This is a genomic window from Citrobacter sp. Ce006, from assembly GCF_030336535.1.
In the GTDB taxonomy this organism is placed as follows: Bacteria; Pseudomonadota; Gammaproteobacteria; order Enterobacterales; family Enterobacteriaceae; genus Citrobacter; species Citrobacter europaeus.
Genome location: NZ_JAOWDO010000072.1, coordinates 376,746 through 402,102, shown reverse-complemented (window position 1 = coordinate 402,102; position 25,357 = coordinate 376,746). Strand labels below are relative to the sequence as shown.

The 25,357-nt window shown below is 50.8% G+C and carries 15 protein-coding genes; 5 read left to right on the top strand and 10 right to left on the bottom strand.

Annotation, left to right across the window (positions count from 1 at the left end; all coding sequences use genetic code 11):
* Window positions 1-312 precede the first annotated feature (312 nt).
* A complete protein-coding gene (locus OGV94_RS16235) occupies window positions 313-891 on the top strand; it encodes a helix-turn-helix transcriptional regulator (RefSeq protein WP_286523777.1) in 579 nt (192 codons plus the stop codon).
* A gap of 196 nt (window positions 892-1,087) precedes the next feature.
* A complete protein-coding gene (locus OGV94_RS16230; protein WP_286523775.1) occupies window positions 1,088-10,420 on the top strand; it encodes an autotransporter outer membrane beta-barrel domain-containing protein in 9,333 nt (3,110 codons plus the stop codon).
* Window positions 10,421-10,537: 117 nt separating this feature from the next.
* Here the strand turns inward: OGV94_RS16230 and OGV94_RS16225 are convergent, their stop codons facing one another.
* The 6 genes from OGV94_RS16225 to rclA all read right to left on the bottom strand — a co-directional run bounded on the left by OGV94_RS16225 (window position 10,538) and on the right by rclA (window position 15,583).
* Window positions 10,538-11,305: a putative bifunctional diguanylate cyclase/phosphodiesterase gene (locus OGV94_RS16225; RefSeq protein WP_047412841.1), complete on the bottom strand. Its 768-nt coding sequence runs from the start codon at window positions 11,303-11,305 to the stop codon at window positions 10,538-10,540.
* Between the two features lie 101 nt (window positions 11,306-11,406).
* Window positions 11,407-11,988 (bottom strand): helix-turn-helix transcriptional regulator, encoded by a 582-nt coding sequence (locus OGV94_RS16220; RefSeq protein ID WP_170928040.1) that lies wholly within the window; start codon window positions 11,986-11,988, stop codon window positions 11,407-11,409.
* 21 nt (window positions 11,989-12,009) lie between these two features.
* Window positions 12,010-12,705, bottom strand: coding sequence for a flagellar brake protein (locus OGV94_RS16215; protein WP_043015507.1), 696 nt, complete (start codon window positions 12,703-12,705; stop codon window positions 12,010-12,012).
* Between the two features lie 581 nt (window positions 12,706-13,286).
* Complete coding sequence (gene rclC / locus OGV94_RS16210) at window positions 13,287-13,847, bottom strand: reactive chlorine resistance membrane protein RclC (RefSeq protein WP_100194073.1); 561 nt, start codon at window positions 13,845-13,847, stop codon at window positions 13,287-13,289.
* Between the two features lie 11 nt (window positions 13,848-13,858).
* Complete coding sequence (gene rclB / locus OGV94_RS16205; protein ID WP_043017861.1) at window positions 13,859-14,089, bottom strand: reactive chlorine resistance periplasmic protein RclB; 231 nt, start codon at window positions 14,087-14,089, stop codon at window positions 13,859-13,861.
* A 168-nt stretch (window positions 14,090-14,257) separates the two neighbouring features.
* Window positions 14,258-15,583: a reactive chlorine resistance oxidoreductase RclA gene (gene rclA, locus OGV94_RS16200; protein ID WP_047412846.1), complete on the bottom strand. Its 1,326-nt coding sequence runs from the start codon at window positions 15,581-15,583 to the stop codon at window positions 14,258-14,260.
* Window positions 15,584-15,820: 237 nt separating this feature from the next.
* Between rclA and rclR the strand changes: the two genes are divergently transcribed.
* Window positions 15,821-16,675, top strand: a complete 855-nt coding sequence (rclR, locus tag OGV94_RS16195) for a reactive chlorine-specific transcriptional regulator RclR (protein ID WP_075145031.1) — start codon at window positions 15,821-15,823, stop codon at window positions 16,673-16,675.
* Window positions 16,676-16,726: 51 nt separating this feature from the next.
* On the opposite strand, the gene OGV94_RS16190 is transcribed toward rclR, so the two are convergent.
* The 4 genes from OGV94_RS16190 to OGV94_RS16175 all read right to left on the bottom strand — a co-directional run bounded on the left by OGV94_RS16190 (window position 16,727) and on the right by OGV94_RS16175 (window position 23,013).
* The gene (locus OGV94_RS16190) at window positions 16,727-19,870 is read right to left on the bottom strand and encodes a CusA/CzcA family heavy metal efflux RND transporter (protein ID WP_047412852.1); all 3,144 of its coding nucleotides are present in this window, start codon (window positions 19,868-19,870) and stop codon (window positions 16,727-16,729) included.
* A gap of 11 nt (window positions 19,871-19,881) precedes the next feature.
* Window positions 19,882-21,174 carry an efflux RND transporter periplasmic adaptor subunit gene (locus tag OGV94_RS16185; protein WP_286523772.1) on the bottom strand — a complete coding sequence of 431 codons (1,293 nt, stop codon included), beginning with the start codon at window positions 21,172-21,174 and terminating at the stop codon, window positions 19,882-19,884.
* Window positions 21,175-21,250: 76 nt separating this feature from the next.
* The gene (gene cusF, locus OGV94_RS16180; RefSeq protein WP_043015501.1) at window positions 21,251-21,598 is read right to left on the bottom strand and encodes a cation efflux system protein CusF; all 348 of its coding nucleotides are present in this window, start codon (window positions 21,596-21,598) and stop codon (window positions 21,251-21,253) included.
* A gap of 32 nt (window positions 21,599-21,630) precedes the next feature.
* Complete coding sequence (locus OGV94_RS16175; RefSeq protein ID WP_043015500.1) at window positions 21,631-23,013, bottom strand: efflux transporter outer membrane subunit; 1,383 nt, start codon at window positions 23,011-23,013, stop codon at window positions 21,631-21,633.
* Window positions 23,014-23,208: 195 nt separating this feature from the next.
* Here OGV94_RS16175 and cusR point away from each other — a divergent pair, with 195 nt between their 5' ends.
* Both cusR and OGV94_RS16165 read left to right on the top strand, forming a co-directional pair.
* The gene (gene cusR / locus OGV94_RS16170; RefSeq protein ID WP_043015499.1) at window positions 23,209-23,892 is read left to right on the top strand and encodes a copper response regulator transcription factor CusR; all 684 of its coding nucleotides are present in this window, start codon (window positions 23,209-23,211) and stop codon (window positions 23,890-23,892) included.
* On the top strand, window positions 23,882-25,333 hold the full coding sequence (locus OGV94_RS16165; RefSeq protein WP_181230665.1) for a Cu(+)/Ag(+) sensor histidine kinase: 1,452 nt from the start codon (window positions 23,882-23,884) through the stop codon (window positions 25,331-25,333). The genes cusR and OGV94_RS16165 overlap by 11 nt, the downstream gene beginning before the upstream one ends.
* The last annotated feature ends 24 nt before the right edge of the window (window positions 25,334-25,357 follow it).

The window sequence follows — 25,357 nt, the reverse complement described above, 5'->3', positions numbered from 1 at the left end:
AGGAATACCCTGTCTTTATCGATATCACTCAATCATTATTAGCGTGATCCATAAGCGAAATCTATCAATCATTTACGCAGAGCTGAAATAAACGATTTATCTTAAATTTTAACAAAGTGTAATATCTACTTTAAGAATAGTTAATGATTCGAATTAATACAGAAATATCTGTGGAATCTGTAATAAATAAGGATGCGTTCACACCAGAGAACGTTATACGAGATTTAATTAACATTTCATGCGTCGCAAGAAACTCTTTTTCTTCTTAAAAAAAGAGGCGGTCGCCTGCATCAAAATTTCAAGGAGATCGTTATGTCTAAGGCTATTTTTTTGGGTGACTCAATTTACCCCTGGCTAGGCATGCGAGAAATCCTACGTGGTTCATCATTATATATTGATATCACGTATTACTCCTCTCAGACGCTTTCTGCCGTCAACATAATCCCTTATGAAACGGATTGCATCATTATTAATCCTGACAACACAGATTTTTTAAAATATGCCAGGATTATCCGCAACATGGCTTTACGCCCTGCCACAAGAATTATTGTATTGGCAGATGAAGCTACTTTTTCTATTTTTCAAACCGTTTGCGGGAAGAACATGCTGTTCCTCGATCAAGACGCCAGCCTTGATCGGTTACTGCATGCCGTAACGCGTATTACACAAAACAAAAAACCAAGCAATAACAAAGAACTACACAATAAAATTACAGCAAACGAATTCAGCGTAATGATGATGCTGGCCCGGGGTTGGTCACTGACGCAAATCGCCGGAGCATCACAAAAAAGTGAAAAAACCATCGGGGCGTACAAAAGCAACATTGCCAGAAAACTCGGCAAAAATAACTCGCGACTCAAGTACACCATTTCCCACTATAGCCAGCCATAACTGACTTATTTAAGGACAATTATCACGCTTACCATTTAAAAGGTTTTCTTTCTACTCAAATTTTAAATTCCGCATCGCACGGAAGGGAACCCTATTTTCCGAAATCTATTACCGGGTAGCACATCCGCGTGCCAACCATAGCCAACAACTCAACGTATTAACACATACATAACAGGAATGTAGACGAGGGTTATATATGAACAAAGTTTACAGCATTATTTGGAACGCGGTACTCGGTATCTGGGTGGTCGTTTCCGAATTAACTAAAGGAAAGAAAAAAAGCAGCTCGCGTAAAACTGTCGCGGTACTGGCGGCCGGCGCATTAAGCACTGCTTCAATGCCGGCTTCCGCTGATCCGATTATCGATATCGGTGAGCACAATATTTTCACCGACTACCAGGCAGGTATTTCCGTTGGAGATTATGAGGGTATCCACGACTACGGATTCTTATATAAAGATATCACTGCTGGTCAGGCGCTCAATATCAGCGGCGCGATCCCAACGATTGCCCCAGGCCAAAGTGGTGTTGTTGAATCAACGACCATCAGAGAGCTACTGCAAACCGGCAAAATCACCCTGCAGGCCACCAGCCCTGACCAGGGCGTAAAAACGATTACTACCGCTGAAGAACTGGCGGAATACCTGACGTATAACCAATCGTCGACGCCATCACAAAGCACAGAATTTGATATTAACGACCCGGCCTTCCCTGGCGAACCTACAACTATTAAAGTCTTTAACACCAATGACTTAAATAATTTTCTTACCGAATCACAGATTGGCGATTCGGCATTAAACACCTACGATCCAACGTTGTCTAAAATCTATAAACAATTTGGCATCGCGCTGGCGACAAATGGCTCCATAGCCAATCTGGATATTGGCAACGACACGCTCAATGTCCGCGACAAAGCCAATACTATCGAGTTGCTGGCCAAAGACTCCTCCTTACTGGAGGCTCAGGACGCTGGTAGCCAGGTTAACTGGCAATCCGATAACTACATAAAATTTAACGCTGCTCCGGTTATTCCTGAAAAAACGTTCGCCGGCTCGGCGCAAACCTCTGTGTTTGGCGATGATGTGAAGCTCATGACCTACGGTTATGATACAGACGGCAATGTCGTCGAAACGGGTGAGCGCACATTTAGCATTACCAACACGCAGGAGCTGGCCGATTTTAACGACTGGCTGTTGGGCAACAGCAGCGATGCAGCAGAAAACCCGGAAGGCGAAAAAGTCAGCCAAATCCAGCTGTGGCTGGATGCAAATGTTGTCACTACCTCCACCGCCGCACAAACGAAGTATGCCGAGCTGATTGATGATCTTATCAACTCCAGCAAGCCCTCAGACGTGCTCAGTTGGGATTACGATGTCTGGACCGACGGCTTGTCGCATAGCAATAACGCGACCGCTGGCCGCGGTGAGCTGCATGCTATTTACGCCAACGGTGCAGGCACCACCGGCACCCTGAACCAAGATGCGATTATTGCCGTTGACGGCAGTATTAATGGCGTCATGAAAGCCATTGATGGCGGGGTTATCAACAACCTCGGCCAACTGAACGCATTACGTACTTCTACCGGACAGAGTCTGGCGATTGGCATGCTGGCAAAAGACGCGACGGCAACCAACAATGGGATCATCAATTCCGGGCTGTTTATCGACAAAGACGGCAACCAAAACGTCAACAGCTATGGCGCATTTGGCATGCAGGGGCAAGGCGCCAGCCAGATAGCGAACAATGGCACCATCAACCAGGCGATCACCACCGATAACTTTGGTACCGCGTCGGCAGCCGATCCCTGGAGCAAAGACGTACCCGACTCTTCGCTGACGCTGGCTATTGGTATGCAATTGTCTGACGATGCGCAAGGGGTCAACAACGGCGATATCAACATCGTAGACGGGCGTAAAAACGGTGCATCCTTTGCCAAAGGCACCGCTTATGGCGTAGAAGTCGCCGGGAATGCCACCTTTACCAACGCTCAGGATGCCTCAATTTATCTTGGTCGCGACGCAAGCGATCCGTCTAAAGATGTCACCATGGCGGGCGGTTCCAGCCTGAGCGCTGGTATTATGACCAAGAGTGCTAAAGAAGTTATTAACAACGGCCTTATCACGCTGGGAACCGGCATACGTAACGCCGCGGGGATTTTGGTCGGGAATGCCACGGGCAACGTCCTCAATACCGGCAACATAGTGATCAATGGCGGTTCTGATGGAGGTAGCAGTAAAAACTACGGCATCTCCGTACGGGACAGTGGCGCGGAAAATAATCAGGAAATCCGCAACGACGGCAAGATTAACGTAAATGGCACCAACAACGTGGGGATCCACGTTAGCGCCAATAACAAAAATGCCGAAGTCACCACCAGCGCTGCAGGCTCTATCGTGGTGGATGGAGAAGGCGGCGTCGGTAACCGTAACTACGCCATCTGGGCGGAAGGCGGCGCTAACGGCCAGGCAGTGGTCAACGTTTACTCCAACATCACGCTGGATAAGGCCGGTAACATCGGCGTACACGTGCGTGATAACGCCATCGCTAACGTTGACAGCCTGAGTAGCCCGTCATTCAACAGCACCGATCAGATTGGTTATTACCTGTATGGTAAAGGCGCTACCGCCAATATTGGTCAGGCGGTGATGAATGACAACGGTCAGGATCGCACCACCATTTTCCGTATCGCCAATGGCGCATTGCTGGCCGGTAATACCACTAACCCGAAAGATCAGTCCACTTCCAACCTGAATCTGACTCTCAGCGGTAACAATTCTGTTGGCGTTCTCGCCACCGGGGCTGGCAGTAGCGTAGATACTGGTGAAGCAACGTTCACCGTTCAGGGTACCGACTCCGCGGCACTGGTTATCGAGGGCGGCGCGAAAGGAACTATCAGCGATAAAACCACCATTAATCTGACCGGTGAAAGAACCGTTGCCGGGGTTGTGGATGGTCAGGCGCATCAATTGAATGGCAATACGCAGGGTAATGCCACGAGCACCACCCTCACCTCGGACGCGAAGATCACCTCTGAAGTCAGCGGCAACAAGGTTATCGCCTATGTGGCGAGAAATCTGGGCAACCTGATCCTCGATACCAAAGCGATTATCGATCTGGCCAGCGTCGACAGCATCGGTGTTGATGTTCAAAAAGGCGGGAGTTTAACCAATAACGCCTCCAGCGCCCTGCACGTCAGCAACGGCATCGGCGTACGGGCTTCAGGTGCCAGCGCACAGATTAAAAAACTGGGCCAGGTAACCGTTGATGACGGAACCGCAGGGGTTCTGCTGACCAATGGTGCAAGCCTGAGTATTACCGGTAATGCCGGCGATGCCATCACGACCAATGGTTCAGCAGACGGCATTCGTCTCGAGACGGGAGCGGGTAAGCTGGCTGCAAAAGGTGTGACTATCAGCGCTAAAGGGACGGGTGCCGGTATTCAAAACGATGCCAACAATACCGATATCACGCTCAATGACGTGACCATCAATGCCAACGATGGCCCGGGGATCCGTACCAGCGTGGCGCTGAACATGAAAGATGGGCTGAACAACATCCTTAACGTCAATGGTAAAGGTACCGGCTTCGCTTTTGAACAACGCAATGGCGATGCGGTGACGGGCGACCTTACTATCGGCAAAGGCTACACCATTGAAGTACAAAACAGCGAAGGGAGCGGGATTCGCGCCAATACGGACGGTCGTGTCACCACCAATGCTGACATCAACGTGCATGATAGCGCAGGCGGTTCGGCGATCATCGCGAAAAACGTCAGCGCATTAACCAACAGCGGCAAGATTATCTCGGCCAGCACCACATCACCGGTGATCGACGCCAGCGGCGACAGCAGCAAAACCATTACCAACACGGGAACCCTGCAGGCTATCAACGACACGGCGGTAGCCATTCAGTCTGGTAAAGGTAACGACACCATTGATATCAGCGGCGGTGTGACCAGTGGTGTAATCAACACCGGCGAAGGTACGGACACCTTCAACTGGCGCAGTGGCTCCTATGCCGGCGAAGTGAATTTCGCGGGTACCGGTGGTAACAATAAGGCCAACATTGGCAATGTGACGCTGGATAAAACGCGCCACATCATGACCGCTGCGGGTACAGGCAACGCCCTCACCTTCACCGATACGAAAGATGCGAAGATTGGTACGCTGGCCAGCGACAACCTAAATACCGGCACCAACATTGGCACCGGCTGGGATTCACTGACCATTAGCGGGTCAAATGCGGATGTGCGCGTAGTTGAAAACCTTAATCTGGCGAGCAAAACCATCGCCGTAAACAATGGCGCAACGCTGCGCACCGGCGACCACGTCGAGCCAACCAGTACTGCCGCAAGCATTGGCGATTACGATATCACCACCCAGGGCGCAGGCAGCAAGGTTATCTTCGATACCCAGGGGGATACGTCAGCAGCACAGATCTATCGCGGCATCATCAGCGGCGACGGGAACTTCGAACGTGCGGCGGGCGGTACTACGGTATTTACCGCTAACAACAGCTACACCGGCTCTACCACCATTGATCAAACTGGTACGCTGCAGTTAGGTGACGGCGGAAATGAAGGCGAAGTCAGCGCCGTGTCTGACATTATCGACAACGGCGTTCTGGCGATTAATCGCGCCAACACCGTGCTGCTCAATGGTGTGATCTCCGGCATCGGGGCGCTACAGCAAATCGGTAGCGGCATTACCCGACTGAACGGCAACAACACCTATACCGGTGAGACCACTGTCACTAACGGTACGCTGCTGGTCAATGGCGATCAAAGCGCGGCGCGCGGCACCACCACCGTCAGCGGCACATCCACACTTGGCGGCAATGGCGTTATCGGCGGCAACGTGCTGATGAACGATGCCACGACTCTCAGCGCCGGTGACGGCGGTGCGGGTACGTTATCCATCAACGGTAATCTGCAGCTCGGCAGCAAAACGACCTCCGCTTTTGAACTGGGCAAGGCATATACGCCAGGCGGTGCGCTAAACGATCTGATTAACGTCGCAGGCGATCTGCAACTGGACGGAACCCTGGATGTGACGACTTCACAGGGCGGCAACTTCGGACCGGGTGTGTACCGTATCTATAACTACGGCGGCACGCTGAATAACCAGACGCTGGAATTAGGCGCGATACCGGATAGCCAGGATAAGAGCAATATTTTTGTCCAGACCTCCATCGACAAACAGGTCAACCTGGTGAACGCCAACGGCGTTACCCTGCAGTTCTGGGATGGCGCAACCGTCAATCAGAGCCACGGCGCGTCGGGCATTGAAGGCGACAACAAAATTGACGGTGGCGATGGCAAATGGATGGCGATCGGCAGCCAGGGTGATAACAACTGGACCACAGCAACCGGTGAAGGTAACGCCCCTTGGGCGCAGAAGTCCTTTGCTGTCTTCACCACCAAAGGCGGAACCGTTACCGTTGATAACGCCGTGGGAGAAGTTAACTTCTCCGGGGCACAGTTTGACGCCGATGGCTATGTCGTTAAAGGCGATGCGCTTAACGCTTATGCCACCACGGAAAACGCGACCCACGCAGGCCAGACGCCTGGAACCGGTGAACTGCTGCTGCGCGTTGGCGCCGGTGGCGCGGGGCAAAACTACACCGCGACCATTGAGTCCGTTATCCGCGAAGCCAGCACGACTGACAAGCTGACGCTGGTGAAAACCGACCTTGGTCGTCTGATCCTCAGCGGCGATAACGAGTATCGTGGCGGCACGCGCATTGATGGCGGTACGTTGCAGATTTCCTCCGACAGCAACCTCGGCCAGAGCGGAACCGACTTAGCTATCAACAATGGCTCCACGCTGCAAATGGGCGCGGACCTGACCAGCAATCGCACCATTGAGCTGGGAGCACATGATAACGCGGCGGTGTTCGACCTCAATTCACACCACTTCACGCCAACAGGTGAGATTACCGGCGACGGTAAACTGAAAGTCACCAGCAGTTCAAGCGATGCGGGCAGCACCCTGTCGCTCGACCGCGCGAACAGCTACAAAGGCGATACCGAAATTGCCGGTACCGGAAATACCAACAATGTAACGGTCAACGTCAGCAAAACCGGGGCCTTTGGTAGCAATGAAAGCAGCACTGTAAACGTCAATAAGGGGGCGACGCTCAATGTCAGCGGAACGGATACCAGTCTGCAGTCCCTGACCATGAACATTGCCGACAGCCTGTTAACGCTGGCAGATAACGTCACCGCTGCGAGCGCAAAACTGAACCTGACGGGCGCAGCAAAAGCGGTGTTAACCAACAACGCTACCGCGGGCAACGCGAAGGTTAACGTGTCACAAGACAGCACCCTGGCGCTGGAAGAAAACGCCAGCGGCGGCAATGCTACGGTGAATAACAGCGGACTGATGACCTTAGCCGACCAGGCGATGGCTGAAGATACCGTCGTTAAAAACCTGGCGGGTGGCAAGGTCGATATCAGCGCAGTCGACAGCGCTACGTCTATCGGTTCGTTGTCCGGTGCGGGTAACGTTGAACTGGGGAATAAAGAATTGTCGCTGGGTAATTTGCATCTTGATGACACCATTAGCGGCATTATCAGCGGCAACGGCGGCAGCCTGGTGAAAATCGGCGACGGCACATTAACGCTGACCGGCGATAATACCTGGACCGGCGCCACGGACGTCAATGAAGGTGTGCTGCTGGTCAACGGTAATCAGTCTGCCGCAACCGGTCAGGTGACAGTGAAATCAGGGGCAACGCTCGGCGGTAACGGTATTATCGGCGGCGCGGTTGATGTGCTGGACGACGGCCATATTACCGCAGGTGCCGCCATCAACAGAGTGGGTAAACTCACTACCGGTTCACTGACGCTCAGCGATAACGCACAGCTTGATTACCAGTTTGGTCAGGCCTATACCCCTGGCGGAGCTTTCAACGACCTGATTGATGTGAATGGCGATCTGACGCTCGACGGTAAGCTCAATATCGAGACCTCTCCGGGCGGTAGTTTTGACGTTGGCGTTTATCGTGTCATCAACTACGCCGGCACCTTGACCAACAATGTGATGGACATTGCCAACGCGCCGGAAGCCGCAGACAGCCTGTACGTTCAAACCTCGGTTAAAAACCAGGTTAACCTGGTCAACCATGCCGGACTGACGCTGCGCTTCTGGGACGGCACTGGCGGTGAGAATGGCGAGTTGAAAAACAACGGCGTCATCAACGGCGGCGACGGTATCTGGCAATCAAGCCAGGGTAACGACAACTGGACTACGGATGAATCAACGCCAGAAGGCGCGCTGAACGCACCGTTTACCGATGCCGCGTTTGCCGTCTTCCAGGGTGAAGCGGGCAACGTCACCGTCGATAACAGCAAAGGCGACGTTATCATTAGCGGCGCACAGTTCGCTACCGATGGTTATCGCGTAGGCGGTGAGGCCATTACCACCGATACGGCCAACACGCTGATTCGCGTCGGCGATGGCACAGTAGACGGCGCTAACTACACCGCCACTATCGACAGCGTGATCCGCGGTACCGGCGGCCTGAATAAAGGCGATCTTGGTACGCTCATCCTCACTGGCGACAATACCTATAGCGGTGGAACCACCATCACTTCAGGGACGCTGCAGGTGGCGGGCGATACCAACCTTGGCGCGCCAGAAACGGGAATTACTTTTAATGGCGGTACGCTGAAATATGGCGAAGCGTTTGATACTGCCCGTCAGGTGACGCTGGATTCCGGCGGCGGGACATTCGATACCAACGGACATAACGTTTCCCTGCTAACGGAAGTCGAAGGTAACGGTCAGTTGACCAAAACCGGTAAAGGCTCCCTGACTCTGACGCTGGATAACACCTATACCGGTGGCACCACCATCGAACAAGGCGTTTTACAGCTGGGTAACGGCGGTAATATCGGTAGCATTCAGGGGGATATCGTTGATAACGGCGTACTCAATGTTAATCGTGGCGATACCCTGGCGCTGACCGGTAATATCAGCGGCGAAGGCCAGTTGCATCAGACCGGTAGCGGTGTGACGGAGCTACAAGGTGAAAACAGCTACAGCGGCGCAACGCTGATTGCCAACGGCGTGCTGCAGGCGGGTAATACCAACACCCTTAGTAGCGCTTCGCACCACTACGTTGTCGCTGACACCACCCTGAACACGCAGGGTTACAACCAGACGGTAGCGGGCCTGAGCAACGGCGGCGATGTTTCACTCATCGGCCAGCAGACTGGCACAACGTTAACCGTCAAAGGGGATTACACCGGCGAAAAAGGGACTATCAACATGGCGGCAATCCAGAATGGTAGCGGCGCAGGCATTGCTGACCGTCTGATTATCGATGGCGGTAAAGCCAGCGGTAGTACGCTGCTGGATGTCGACGGCTCTGGTCTCGGCGCGCCGACCATTGGCGATGGCATCGAAGTGGTGACGGCGCTCAATGGCGCGACCACCACGGCCCAAACGTCGCGTGACGCCTTCCATCTTGCCGCCGACCGTATGGCTGCTGGCGCATTTGAGTATCAACTGCATGCGGGTAATGCTCAAGGTCAGGGTGAAAACTGGTACCTGAGAAGCGAATATCGTCCAGAAACTATGCTGTATTCTGGTCTCGCCAGCGTCGTTCGTCAGGGCGACATCAGCCTGCTAGGCAACATGCACCAGCGTATGGGCGACGAAGTTAAACCGGGTATTGATGAAGATAATCGCGCCTGGGCAAGAATGATTGGTTACTCCGGAAAAACCAAACTGGATGATGCGGCCGGGACACAAACCAGCTCCCATACCATGGGTATTCAGGTCGGCGTTGACATGTATGCTAACGACAGTTGGAAAGCCGGACTGTATACCAGCATTCTTGACATCGACAGCAACGTGAAAGGCACGAAGACAGGCAGCGACGGCAAAGGCGGTAACATCGACGACAACGCGTTTTATGTCGGCGGCTATGCCACCTGGTTCTCGGGCGACGGAATGTATGTTGATAACGTCCTGCAATACGGTAACCATAAATCCCGCCTGGCGGCGACCGGCAATAACGGATCGTATACCGTCAGAGGCAACACGCTGACGGCGTCGACAGAAGTGGGTAAATCATTCCGTTTGGGCGCCAGCGCATGGAGTCTGGAACCTCAGGCGCAGTTGATCTATCAATACAGCGACTTCGATAACGGGCATCTCGATGGTGTGACCCAAACGAAAGTGAAAATGGATACCGCTGATTCCTTTACCGCTCGTCTGGGCGTGCGCCTGGTCGCAGACTATGACACCAACCATGGCAAATTCCAGCCGTACGGTAGGGTCAACGTCTGGCAGGGACTGGGGTCAAAAGACAAAACGCACTTTAGCAATGCGGTCGCCACCACCACGCTGGAATCTTCACAACAGTACTCCAGCACTGAAGTTGCCACCGGTCTGTCATGGTCTATCGACAGAAACCTGCAGGTCTACGGTGAATTGGGTACGCAATTCAGCAACGGCGGCAGTAAGTCGCAGGTTGAAGCGCCGGTCAATGCCTCTATCGGCTTTAAGAAATCGTTCTAAGCAGATATAAACTTACCCGCCCTCTGTTCTACAGGGGGCTTTTTTTTGTCTTTCAGGTCTGCGGACTTACCGACAACGCGGCACAATCAAGGGTTTGGGAAACGTAAAAAGGAGGGATTAATGATTATATTGTACTAAGAGTGTAGGGATCTCTTCTGCCAACACCGGAGGAGAAATGAAAAAGCCTTGAATTTTGTCACAACCAATCTGCATCAGGCGGTCCAGTTCGGACTGGGTTTCCACCCCTTCGGCCAGAACTTCAATCCCAAAATTATGCGCCAGTGAAATGATACCCTCCACAATCTTTGTTGAGCGGGTGTCGGGTTCAATGCCGGTGACAAATTCCTTGTCAATTTTTAAGGTATCAAAAGGATATTTCAACAGATAGTTAAGATTAGCGTGGCCGGTTCCAAAATCATCAAGGGCAAGTTTGACCCCTATCGCCTTCAACTCCATCATATTTTTAGCCGCTATCTGACTGTCGCACAGCGGCGACGTTTCCGTGACCTCTATCTGGCATCGATGGGGCGGCAGTCCGCAGGCGGTAAGGTTTTTTCTGACACGTTGGGGTAACAGAGGATCGCAAAATTCAAGCGCGGAAATATTGACTGATAGTACAAGGGGGTCTGGCCAACAGGTTGCCACATCCCAGGGAGTGTGGATAACCATATCTTCAATTGAAATGATATTGCCGCTGTCTTCCAGTAATGTAATAAAAACATCGGGAGAGATCATACCCATCTGAGGGCTATTCCAACGCATTAATGCTTCAAACCCACTAATACTCTGAGTACGCAAGTTAAAAATAGGCTGATAAACCATATAAAGCTGACTGGTATTCAATGCCTTTTCAAGCGCAGTTAGCACCTCACTGGAATTAAACATTCCGCTCCCCCTCAATAAATCATAGAAATTAAAAACCAGTCAACATCACTCCCGAATTGTATCTACTATTAGGTGTATTACATCAGAAAAGAATGGCCAACTTAGGGTAAAAAAGACATACGATGGGTAAATCTGACAATTAATTTATTTAACTCAGAGGTATTGGTCAGTCCCAGCTTGGCGACGACCCGCATCTTATGCGCCTGAATAGTTTTATAGTTCAGACTAACTAACTCTGAAATTTCTTTAGCGGAATAACCGCTTACCAATAAATTCAGGATCTGCTGCTCTCTCTCGGTTAATCTTTTCTGCGAACGATATAGTCGGGGATTCCATTTCCCGACCGTTAACGACGCCAGTTGACCGAAATCACGCAGCGAAGATTTCTCAGTCAAAACTATTGTTTTTTCAACATATAACAACTCGACGCATAATTTTGCCACCAGGCTATCAGCAACAATTACCACGACGTTATTATAAAACTTAAAGCGGTTTTTATTCAGAAACTGCACGATCGCTGAACACGGTTGTTCATTATCAATGATATTAAAAACCATGGTTTGATGCTGGCATAATGATGTCTGATGCAACATATCCTCAAACGGGAATGTTTGTATCGGTACATGTTTGCTTGTCAGGTAGGTAAACAGACCGTTGCCTACAAAATTATCACTGCCACACATCAACATCCTGTTCACCGCTCCTTATAAGCTTCTAATCTTGTTACTCATTAAAAATTTAATAATAATTTTCTCGACCTCAGTCTCTTCGCGACGGTTTTTAAAATCGAACCCGCATGAGATCTGATGACAGGAATACAATTGATTATCATCATCAAATTCATTGATCATGACGACATCGATCACTTTTAAATCCAGTTGTAAACTGCCAAACGTATCAAAATCCAGTGTGGCATTTTTAATCACCGCATCTTTATAAAGAAAACGGGAGTTCACATCTTTAACAATTAATGCACAACCGCCCTGCGAGATGTTTTTAATCTTCAGAGAGTAGTTTTCTCCGTTTTTGTAACGACCAAAACAGAAAAAGTCGTAACCCTTCAGGAAGGAAAAACGCTGATTTTGTCGCTGCTGGGCAAAGAAAATCATATCCGGGATGAGGTAGGATAATCCTGCTTCCGCACCTGCTGATGAGGTTTGTTCGAATCTGGCACTAAATTTCACAATCCCGCTTTCGCTGTGCAGGATAAAGTATTGGACCTTTTCAGGAACAATGTCTTCGTGCCCGGAGATCACAAACCGCTCGAAATCGACCTTCTCTAACTGCGTGATAACGCTACTGTTTTCGCATAAGACTTCCAGTTTCGTTTTCTTGTGCAGCTCTTCTCGAAGGGTAGCTATGATTTCAAACTTGTTTTCCTTTGCTAATCCAAAGCTCATTCTAAAACCCTTATTTCCATATTTAAGATATGTCTCGCTTTTGGTTACTCACAAAACGCGAGATCAGCATCCACCCCTGGTGCTTAATTACCATAGTGGATTCCATGTCAAACAGTTGGTTAAAAATTAAGTTTTTAACTATCTTTAGTCATTTATTGATACGTAAAAACGTTTAATCAGGATTAATTCTAGCTTAAGACATGCCTAAAACCACACGAACTTGTTGATTAACTATAACAAAAGTGAATAACAATCTTTTTTGAAGTGTGGTTTTGAGATAACAAATAGCAAGAATTGCATAGATAAAATTTGAGAAAAATGGAGCTATCCTGGCGGGAGGGCTATGCCGTACGCGGGGTGGCACGCTTGTACAAGAAGAAAGAAAAAATACTTACGACACTGTATCATTAGTCAAAAATATAGCTCTGACTAGTTATTCTTATAAACTGAATAATTGCAACTCATACATATTAAATAAATTTCCCTTAAGGCAGAAAAAAAGCCAGCATCCTGCTGGCCCGGTAATTACCGAATCTAACTATAGTGGCTTACTATCTTACAGAGGGTACAACGTTAAAAATTCAATATCGCTGCTTAATTATTGATCGGGATGAGTCTGCGATGATCATCACTGCTCCCGCCAACATTAACGTATCTTTTAACACCAACCGCCCGGCGCCTGACAAGTATGGAAATCCGTGGTGTAAATCACCCAGCGGCATTACCCATGCTTCAGGCGTGGTCATTAAAAATGATAAGGTTACAATTGGTGTAGCAAATGCCAGAACGCCGCCAATTAATCCCAACCAACGGCTAACAGGATTAGCCAGCACCAGCAAAGCGATAAGCACTTCGACTACGCCCAGACCATTAGAAAACGTATACGTATTATTCGCAGTCTGCCACTCACGTTCCTGCGGCTTAAACTCACCTTCGTGGGTTAAATGCTGCTTATACTCTTCTGGATGTTCATAAAAAAATGACATTACCGGGCTATTGGCGACAAACGGCGTAATGCTGTCGGCCTCGTAAGGTACAAACTTTAATAAGCCAATCCAGATAAAAACAATTGCAATGCTCAGGCGAATTAGGGTTAATCCAATTCTATCGCCCTTACTGAGTAAATGCAGGTATTTTTCCATCCAGACTCTCCTCATTTGTACAAAATTGCCGTTGCGTGAGTACTGCTATCAATGCGCATTGAGGTTATTTTCCAGGAAGTTGCATTATTTTCCTGAGCCAGTTTCGCAATAGCATCCTCTATCACGGAAGGTGAATCCGCTATGCCAGACACGCTAACGTGAGCAACCTCGGTTTGCGCCAATGCGGAAAATGTCACCGGCGCAGTCAATAACGCGGTCATTAGTAAGGTACTTTTAAATATGTTCATGTGTATTTCCATTAACCAGTAGTTTCAGTAGCAATATAATAAAATACGTCGACTTATTTCATTTCATCCATCACGCCAGAATAACTGTCAATTAGTATCCAGCCGATAAATAGATAAAAAAAGCCCCACACGGGCGGGGCAAACATGCAGACTACGCTTTTATTATTTAACGAGAGAAAAGAGATCGTTCAGTGATTCACTCATGCTCGGATGCGTAAATATTTGATCGCGCAATGTGGTATACGGTAAACCCGCGTCCATTACGGTTTTAATGATATTAATCATCTCATGAGAATCCACGCACAGCAGCGATACGCCTAATATTTGTTTCGTTTCGCTATCCACCACCGCTTTAAGGACACCACGCGTATCATCCATCACCCGTGCACGCGGGATAGCCGCAACAGGTAGTGTAACTACCTGCATCGCCGCGCCGCTGGCGCGAGCCTGTTCTTCGGTCATCCCCACGCGGGAAAGCGGTGGCGTCATAAAGACGGAGTACGGTACGTTTTGGCGATCGCCGGTATGACGTAATCCCTCGCCTAACAGGTTGTCACGCACAATGCGAAAATCATCCAGCGAGATATAGGTAAATTGTAATCCCCCCGTGACATCGCCCATTGCCCAAATATTGTCTGCCGAGGTACGCAGGTATTTATTCACAATAATGGCGCCACGGTCATTTACATCCACACCCGCGTTCTGCAACTGTAGATTTTCAGTTGCAGGTTTGCGACCCGATGCCACCAGCAGCGCATCCACTGTGTGTACGCCTTCCGGCATTTGCAGCCGTACCTCGCCGTCCTCGGATGAAACCGCCTGAACCCTGGCATTGAGGATAATCTCAACCCCTTTGTCGCGTAGAATATTAGCGATAGCGTCAGCAATATCCCGATCTTCGCGGGGTAAAAACTGCGGGGCTGCTTCATAAATAGTGACCTTACTGCCGAAGTTGGCAAACATCGATGCGAATTCAACGCCAATATAACCGCCGCCCAAAATACCTAAACGTTCAGGACGTTGCGTCAAATTCAACAGGCCAGTGCTGTCAAACACACCCGGTGTAGTCGTTAATCCTTCTACGTCCGGAATCGTTGACTGCGCGCCGGTATTAATAAAGATCTTCTCACCGCTTAGCTCAATCGCGCCGGTTGACTGCATGACCCGCACGGTATGGTTATCAACGAATTCGGCCCGCCCTTCAATCACATCCACGTTTTCCAGATCGGCAAGATTATGGAAGTTTTTATCACGCAAAAAGCTGACAACGGAGGCCTTGCGCTGCATGGCCGCAGCAAAGTCATGCTGAAGTTCAGCATCATGTACCAGGGTTTTGGTTGGAATGCAGCCGATATTGATGCATGTCCCACCATACATGGTGTTTGACTGTTCAATAATCGCCACACGCCAGCCCGTTTTCGCCAGGGTAGCCGCCAGCGTTTTCCCTGCTTTGCCAAATCCGATAATAATCGCCTGATACTGATTCATGCTGTCTCTCCGCCAGGTCACTGTTCGTTTGATGAACTGAAGTATAGGTTGATCCCTGACAAAACAACGTATCCATAACGCGCGATTAACTGTCAAATCGTCTAAATCATCATTAAAGATGACTAACGTTTATAGAATGAAAAAACACACTAACACTTTGAAGGTATTAAAATAATAATTAATTAAAGAGATAATGCCGTTTCAACAAATAATAAATAAAACTGTTCAGGAGTCTTCATGGATACCCTTAGCCGATTACTGATGCTTAATGACCCGCAAGGCTCGATCGACCAGAACTGTCTACTGAGCAGAGACTGGCAGTTGCCACACGCGGCGGGAGAGTTGTCCGTTATCCGCTGGCATACGGTTACTCAGGGAGCGGTCCTACTGGAGATGCCCGACGGGACATCATTCACCCTGCGGCCAGGCACTCTTGTTATCCTGCCGCAAAACTCCGCGCACCGGTTGTGCCAGTCCGGCGATGAACAAACGCATATCGTATGCGGTAGCCTGCGACTGCATGCTTCCTCTCGTTATTTTTTAACTGCGCTGCCGGAAGTTCTGGTTCTGGCGCCTGATGAAAACAGCCCCGTCAGCCACTGGCTCAAGGCTATGATCGCACTGATGCAACAGGAATCCATGAGTGCGCTGCCAGGCTCCAGTGTAGTATGTAGCCAACAATGCGCCACACTGTTCACACTCGCCGTTCGCGAGTGGCTAACCCAAGCGACGCCCGCACAGAACGTGTTGAATTTATTGCTGCATCCCAAACTGGGGGCCGTGGTATTCCTGATGCTGGAGTCACCGGCTTTTGCCTGGACCGTTGAAGAGCTGGCAAAACGGGCACATATGTCGCGGGCCAGCTTCGCACAGCTATTCCGTGAAGTGTCAAATTCCACACCGCTGGCGGTGTTAACCACCTTACGTCTGCAATTCGCCGCCCAGATGTTGTCACGCGGGTCGCAGCCTTTGATTGTCGTCGCCGAGTCGGTAGGCTACGCCAGCGAATCGTCGTTCCATAAAGTCTTTTTACGGGAATTTGGCTGCACGCCGGGCGAGTACCGCAAACGCGTGAAAGCCCTGGAAGCATAAAGCTACGCCTGCTTCGGCGACCAAACCGACGCAGGCGAGCGCTTCAGAGCATTACTTTTGGCTGCGATGCCTGTGCAGCCACATCAGCTTATAAGCTGCCGGGATAATGAACAGCGACAGCAATGGCGCAGTGATCATACCGCCAATCATCGGTGCGGCTATACGGCTCATGACTTCTGAGCCTGCTCCCGTCCCCCACAAGATAGGTAGCAAACCCGCGATAATTACCGCCACGGTCATCGCTTTCGGACGCACACGCAGCACCGCGCCGTGATACAACGCCTCATCCAGCTTATCAGCGGTAAAGGTTTGCGGATTTTCCAGTGCAGGTTCAGCTTCAATGGCGTGACGCAGATACATCAGCATCACCACGCCAAATTCTGCGGCAACGCCGGCGAGCGCAATAAACCCGGTTCCGGTTGCAACCGACATATGAAACCCCATCCAGTAGAGAAACCAGATGCCGCCCACCAGCGCAAAGGGGACGCTGGTGATAATCAGCAGCGCCTCGCCAAAGCGACGGAAAGCCAGATAAAGCAGAACGAAGATAATCATCAGCGTCATCGGCACCATCAGTTTGAGCTTATGGCTGGCGCGTTCAAGCAGCTCGAACTGCCCGGAAAAAGCCACGCTGGTCCCCGGTTTTAACTGTACGTTTTCAGCAATAGCCTTTTTCAGATCGTTCACCACCGAAACCATGTCACGGTCGCGGGCGTCGATATAAATCCAGCTGGTTGGTCGCGCATCTTCAGTTTTTAACATTGACGGACCAGAAACTACCGTCACATCTGCAACATCTGCCAGCGTAATTTGCTGCTTCATGGGCGTCAGAATCGGCAGATTACGCAGCGCTTCTGGGCTATCGCGATAGCTCTGCGCATAGCGCAGATTGATAGGATAACGAGCAATCCCTTCCACCGTTTCGCCCACCATCGCGCCCCCCACCGCTGAGGTGACAAACAGCTGCACTGCGCCTACGGTCATGCCATAACGCGCTGCTTTCTCCCGATTGATGTCTACGTTGATATAGCGCCCTCCCACCAGACGCTCAGCCAGCGCCGAAGAGACGCCCGGTACGGTTCTGGCCACCTCTTCGATTTGTTCCGCCGTGGCGTCGATATCAGTCAGAACGTTACCTGACACCTTAATGCCAATTGGGCTTTTGATACCGGTAGAGAGCATGTCGATACGGTTACGGATAGGCGGAACCCACAGATTCGCCAACCCCGGCAAGCGCACGGTTTTGTCCAGCTCGGCGATGATTTTGTCCATCGTCATTCCCGGACGCCACTGATCCTGCGGCTTCAGTTGGATTGTCGTTTCAACCATTTCCAGCGGCGCGGAATCCGTTGCGGTTTCCGCCTTACCGGTTTTACCAAACACGCGTGCGACTTCCGGAACGGTCATGATCAGCTTATCGGTTTTTTGCAGCATATCCGCCGCCTGCGCCGCCGAAATTCCTGGCAAGGTTGAAGGCATATACAGTAAATCGCCTTCGTTAATCTGCGGCAGGAATTCCCCACCAACTTTATTCAGCGGGTAGATCACCGTCAGTATTGAAAGCACCGCAACCAGGAGGGTAGTTTTAGGCCAGTGCAGCACCTTCAACAGCAACGGATGGTAAATACGGATCAGGAAGCGGTTTAGCGGGTTGCTGCTTTCCGCCGGAATCTTGCCACGGATCCAGAATCCCATCAGGATTGGAATTACCACAATGGCCAGAAACGCCGCGCCTGCCATGGCATATGTTTTGGTGAACGCCAGCGGGCCAAACAGTCGCCCCTCTTGCCCCTCAAGCGTGAAAATAGGGATAAATGACAGGGTGATAATCAGCAGGCTGATGAACAACGCCGGGCCGACTTCTACCGAGGCGTCGGTAATGACCTTCCAGCGCGTTGCGTTATCCAGTTTTTCATCCGGATGCTGATGCCCCCACTCTTCCAGCCGCTTATGGGCGTTTTCAATCATCACGATCGCGGCATCGACCATCGCCCCGACGGCAATGGCGATTCCCCCAAGCGACATGATATTGGCGTTCAGTCCCTGGAAATGCATCACAATAAACGCGATACACAACCCCAGCGGCAGGGAAATAATCGCCACCAGCGCCGAACGCAAATGCCACAGAAACAGAGCGCACACCAGTGCAACAACGATAAACTCTTCCAGCAGCTTATAGCTCAGGTTATCAATGGCGCGATCGATGAGCTGACTGCGATCGTATGTTGTAACTACCTCCACGCCTTCCGGCAGGCTACTTTTTAACGTGTCGAGTTTGGCTTTAACAGCGGAGATAACTTCACGCGCATTTTTACCGGAACGCAGGATAACCACCCCGCCCGCCACTTCGCCTTCACCATTGAGTTCGGCGATCCCACGGCGCATTTCCGGCCCAATCTGCACGCGCGCAACATCGCGCAGGTAAACAGGTACACCGTCGGCCCCTGTTTTCAGGACGATGTTATTGAAATCATCAAGCGTTTGCAGATAGCCACTGGCGCGAACCATGTATTCCGCTTCAGCCATCTCAACTGACGAACCGCCCGCTTCCTGATTCGACGTGTCCAGCGCAGATTTCACCTCCGCCAGGCTAATGCCATATTGCGTGAGCTTCATCGGGTCGATAACGACCTGGTACTGTTTAACCACGCCGCCTACCGAGGCTACTTCAGCCACGTTCGGAATCGTTTTTAACTCATACTTTAAAAACCAGTCCTGCAGAGAACGTAATTCCGCGAGGTCATGTTTCCCGCTGCGATCGACCAGCGCGTATTCAAAAATCCAGCCGACGCCCGTGGCGTCCGGCCCCATTTCCGCGCTAACGCCTGCCGGTAATTTGCCCTGAACCTGGTTGAGATACTCCAGCACGCGCGAGCGCGCCCAGTAAGGATCGGTGCCATCCTCGAAAATGACGTATACATAGGAATCGCCAAACTGTGAGAAGCCGCGCACCGTCTTCGCGCCCGGAACTGACAGCATGGTGGTGGTTAACGGGTAGGTCACCTGATTCTCAACGATTTGCGGCGCCTGCCCCGGATAACTGGTTTTGACGATCACCTGAACATCAGAGAGATCGGGCAGCGCATCAACCGGGGTATTGATGATGGTCCAGGTTCCCCAGATACTGAGAAACAGCGCCCCCATCATTACCAGAAAACGGTTTGCTACTGAGCGGCGGATAATCCATTCAATCATTTATCATATCCTCAGTGTGAATGGGCCGCTGGGGCTGGGCTAGCGACTGCGTCTTGTGCACCGCTATTCTGGACGCGCATACGATCCAGCGCGCCGGAGATATTCGCCTCGGAGTCGATCAGGAACAGACCGCTGGAAACCACCTTCTCGCCTTCCGTCAGGCCGGAGCGGATAGCCGTTAGTCCCTGTGATTCATGGAATACCGCAACCTGCTTCGGCACAAATCGACCTTCATGATCAACGGTAATCACCCGCTGTTCGGTACCCGTATCAATTAACGCTTTAGACGGGATCAGCAACATCGGCTTACTTTGCGTTTTCAGTTGCAGGTAGGCATTCATCCCCGGTTTGAGCGCCTCGTCGCGGTTTTCGACCTGCAAACGGATCTGCAACGTCCGCGTGGTGGCATCGACGCTGGGTAAGATATTCCATTTGCTGATGGTGAAAGTCTTGTCCGGCCAGGCTGGCACAGTGATGCTAAATTGCGAGGCGTCTTTAATCAGCCAGGCAATAGATTCCGGGACCGACGCGCTGACCCATACCGGGTCCATACCCTGAATTTTCGCGACCACATTGTCTTTGGAAATGTTCATTCCGGTACGCAAATCAAATGCAGTGATCACCCCATCAATGGGGGCTTTCAGGGTGAAGCGGGTTTGAATTTTACGCGTCGATTTTAAGCGCTGAATATCCGCTTCAGGCATACCGGCCAGGCGTAACCTCTCCAGAATGCCTTCCACCTGTGTCGCGCTACCGCCGGTCTCACGCAGCAATAAATATTCGCTCTGCGCCTCAACCCAGTCGGGAATCGTCAGGTCGATAAGCGGCGCGCCTTGCTTAATTTTGTCGCCCACGGTTAGCGGGTAAACCTTTTCGATAAAGCCTGCGGAGCGTGCCTGGACAATAACGAACTGGTATTCGTTATAGCTAACGTTAGCCGGGAAAGTTTGCGCGTAGTGCAGCGGCCCACGGCGCACAGGTTCTGTTTTTAGCCCCAAATTCTGGGTCTGGGTGGGATCGATTCGTACGCCAGGCGCTGACGCGCTCGCGGTCTCTTCATCGGCATATTTCGGGATAAGATCCATATCCATAAATGGCGATTTACCCGGCTTATCAAAGCGCGTGTTCGGGTACATGGGGTCGTACCAAAACAAAACTTTTCTGGCTTCTTTTGGCGCAGCCTGCCCGGTTTCAGCCGTTGCTTTTGCGGATGAATAATAAGTATAAATACCGACAGAAATAACCCCACCGGCAATCATGCCTGCGAGAATAAGCGCGGTAGTTTTAATATTTAAAGACGCCATAGTGATTTCCATTGCGCGATAGTCTCACCCGCATTGCGAAGAATCCGGGTAAGAATAAAAGAGACCAGCGAGAACGTTATTTACTGATGTGAATATCACGTAATACAGAGAGATTTCCCTGCTGAACAAACGTAAACGCAACCTTATCGCCGGGTTTAATATCATCAGCCTTCGTGTCGGCAACCAACGTAAAACGCATCGTCATGGCAGGCCAGTTCACCGCAGGAATAGGGTCATGCTTAATCGTGATTTTTTTACTGTCCCTATCAACAGCTTCAATCACTCCCGTGGCGCTAATGAGTTGTTCCTGTTGAGCCGCTGGCTGCATATCCATCATTTCGCCATGCTGATGCTCATTGGCCTGAGCGTTAAACATGACCAGAGAAAAAAGGCTAAACAGCACGGCTTTGGCGGTAATATTCATAATTGATGCTCCTGAAAAGTTAATATTAAGGATTACTCCACCCAACCGCCGCCTAAGGCAGCAAACAGCTTAATTTCATTAACCTGCTGGGCGTAATTAAGATCGAGCAGTGATTGCTGCGTGGCGAATAAGGAACGTTCGGCATCCAGAACTTCGATATAGCTAACAGCGCCATTTTGATAAAGCGCTCTGGCGCGCTGTAAGGTGATTTGCAATGAGGTCAGATAACGCTGCTGACCGCGAATTTGATCGGCAATGCTTTGGCGCAATACCAGCGCATCCGCCACCTCTTTAAAGGCGTTCTGAATTTTTTGTTCGTAATTCACCACCGACTGCTGCTGGCGTATTTCGGCGAGGTCGAGATTCGACTGATTACGTCCGGCATTGAAAATTGGAATATCTATTTTGGGAACAAAATTCCACATTCCGCTGGCGGCATTAAATAAGCTGGAGAGATCGCTGCTGCTACTGGAAACTGAACTGGTCAGGGTAATCGACGGGAAAAATGCCGCCCGCGCGGCGCCGATATTGGCATTCGCCGCCATTAATCCGTGCTCAGCTTCCAAAATATCCGGGCGCTGCAACAGTATTTGCGATGACAACGATGGCGGCAGCGTTACCGGTTTAATATCCCCGCCGCTGCGCATCTGGTCGTTGGGTAATTTCCCGTACGTCCCCAGCAACAGCTGCAGCGCATTGTTCGCCTGCGCCAGTTCACCTTTACGCTTCGCGATTTCGCTGCGCGTGCTTTCAATTACGCCGCGCGCCTGTTCCAGCGCCAGTACGTTGGTGCTGCCGGTCAGCAACTGTTTCTCCACAAAAGCGTATGAGCGCTGATAGTTTTGCAACGTTTCTTCGGCAATTTGCAATTGCGCATAAGCCAGACGCTGATTGAAGTAACTTTGTGACACGCTGGAGATTAATGAGATATGCACCGCCCGACGCGCCTCTTCGCTGGCAAAGAAGTTCTGTCGCTCGGCTTCACTCATATTCTTCAGCCTGCCAAAGAAATCGAGATCAAAACTGAGATTCAGCCCGGCTTCGAATTCGCGGTTGGTGCTGCTATCGCCTTTTAATTTACCGCTGTAGGTGCCGCTGGAACCTGCCGTGAGTTGCGGATAGCGGTCAGCGTCGGTGACGCCATATTGCGCTCTCGCCTCCTGAACTTTCAGCACGGCCATACGTAAATCGCGGTTATTAATCAGCGCCTCGCCGATCAGCGCCTTTACCTGGGGGTCAACGAAGAAAGTCCGCCAGCCCGTATCCTGATATCCCATCGGCGCAGAAACCAACGCATTCTGGCTTAAGGAGAATTGCTGCGGCACCGGCAATGCCGGACGCTGATAGTCCGGCGCCAATGAACAACCGGCGAGAACGAATACAGCGCTGAGGGTAAGAAGCTTAAATTTGCTCATAGTTCTTCTCGTCCTGACCGGACTGATGACCCTAAAATGTGTAGGAATTTATAGTGTTGTACTTTAACCAAGTGACTCTGTTTAACCGGTGACAGGAAAATGACAAAACTGTCATTTTCCCAATAACCGATTGCTATCCGATCCCGCTTCCCTAGAATTGAAAGTCCGCACAACCAGTGCGAGAAGGAGAATGCGATGAAGGTCTTGATAGTCGAAGATGAGAAAAAAACCGGTGAATACCTGACGAAAGGCCTGACGGAAGCGGGTTTTGTCGTGGATTTAGCGGATAACGGCCTGAACGGGTATCACCTGGCGATGACCAGTGATTACGACCTGCTCATACTCGACATCATGCTGCCGGATGTAAACGGCTGGGATATCGTGCGGATGCTGCGATCCGCTAACAAAGGGATGCCAATTCTTCTTCTCACCGCGCTGGGCACCATTGAACATCGGGTTAAAGGTCTGGAATTAGGCGCGGATGACTACCTGGTCAAACCGTTCGCCTTCGCCGAGCTGCTGGCACGGGTCAGAACGCTGCTACGCCGGGGTGCGGCGGTGATTGTCGAGAGCCAGTTTCAGGTCGCGGATTTAATGGTCGATCTGGTCAGCAGAAAAGTCACCCGCAGCGGTATGCGCATCACCCTGACCAGCAAGGAGTTTACGTTGCTTGAGTTTTTCCTGCGCCATCAGGGGGAAGTTTTACCCCGCTCGCTGATCGCGTCTCAGGTCTGGGATATGAATTTTGACAGCGATACCAATGCTATCGACGTGGCCGTGAAACGTCTGCGCGCCAAAATTGATAACGACTTTGAGCCGAAACTGATCCAGACCGTGCGCGGCGTGGGATATATGCTTGAGGTTCCTGATGGCCAGTAAACGATGGCGACGCCCTTTTTCGCTGGCGACACGGCTGACATTTTTTATCAGTCTGGCGACGATCGCGTCATTTTTCGCCTTTGCCTGGATAATGATCCACTCTGTAAAGGTCCATTTCGCCGAGCAGGACATCAATGATTTACAAGAGATCAGCGCCACGCTGGAGCGGATTATTAACCAACCTAACGAGCCAGAATCACGCCGCCTGGAAACGCTAAAAAACGTGGTAGCGGGTTACTCGAACGTCATTATTTCTCTGGAAGATAGTAATCAGAAAGCCATTTTTCATTCGCCCAATGCACCGGATCTCCGGCAATTTATTTCCAACGCAAGACCGGATAAAAATGCCCATGCCAGAGATGTTTTTATTATCTCCGGCCCAACGCTACAAACGCCCAGACATGTCCACGGGCAGAAAGCGTCGTCTAACTGGCGAATGATTCGCCTGCCTGTAGGACAGCTTCCCGATGGAAAACCGGCATATACGCTGTATCTGGCATTATCGATCGATTTTCATCTGCACTATATTAACGACCTGAAAAACAAACTGATTATGACGGCATCACTGATTAGCATGATGATTGTTTTTATCGTGCTGTTCGCTGTCTATAAAGGCCATGAACCGATCCGTAACGTCAGTCGCCGCATCCAAAATATCACCTCAAAAGATTTGGATGTGCGCCTCGATCCGCAAGCTGTTCCTATTGAACTGGAACAGCTGGTAAGTTCGTTTAATCACATGATCGAGCGCATTGAGGACGTATTTAAACGTCAGTCGAACTTCTCGGCGGATATTGCCCATGAGATCCGCACGCCAATAACTAACCTCGTCACGCAAACGGAAATTGCGCTCAGCCAGACCCGCAGCCAAAAAGAGCTGGAAGATGTGCTGTATTCCAATCTCGAAGAGTTTAGTCGTATGTCGAAAATGGTCAGCGACATGCTGTTTCTGGCGCAGGCGGACAACAATCAACTCATCCCGGAAAAGACAGCGCTTAATCTGGCTGATGAGGTGGGTAAAGTGTTCGACTTCTTCGAGGCCTGGGCAGAAGAGCGCGAGGTTGGCTTACGTTTTGAAGGACGCGCGTGCTGGGTTTCGGGCGATCCGTTAATGCTACGCCGGGCGGTGAGCAATCTTCTATCAAATGCTATGCGCTATACGCCAAAAGGCGAGTCGGTAACCGTACGGGTGAAAGAGGCGGACAGTCAGGTGCAGATAATCGTGGAAAATCCTGGCCCCCCCATTCCCCCACAGCATCTCCCCCGGCTCTTTGACCGATTTTATCGGGTAGACCCTTCGCGACAGCGCAAAGGCGAAGGCAGCGGTATTGGCCTGGCGATAGTGAAATCAATCGTCATCGCCCATCAGGGAAAAGTCTCGGTTTCATCCGATCAGCTTGCTACCCGATTTATTCTGACGCTACCCAAGCACGCGAAATAATTCCGGGTGATGACAGATATATGT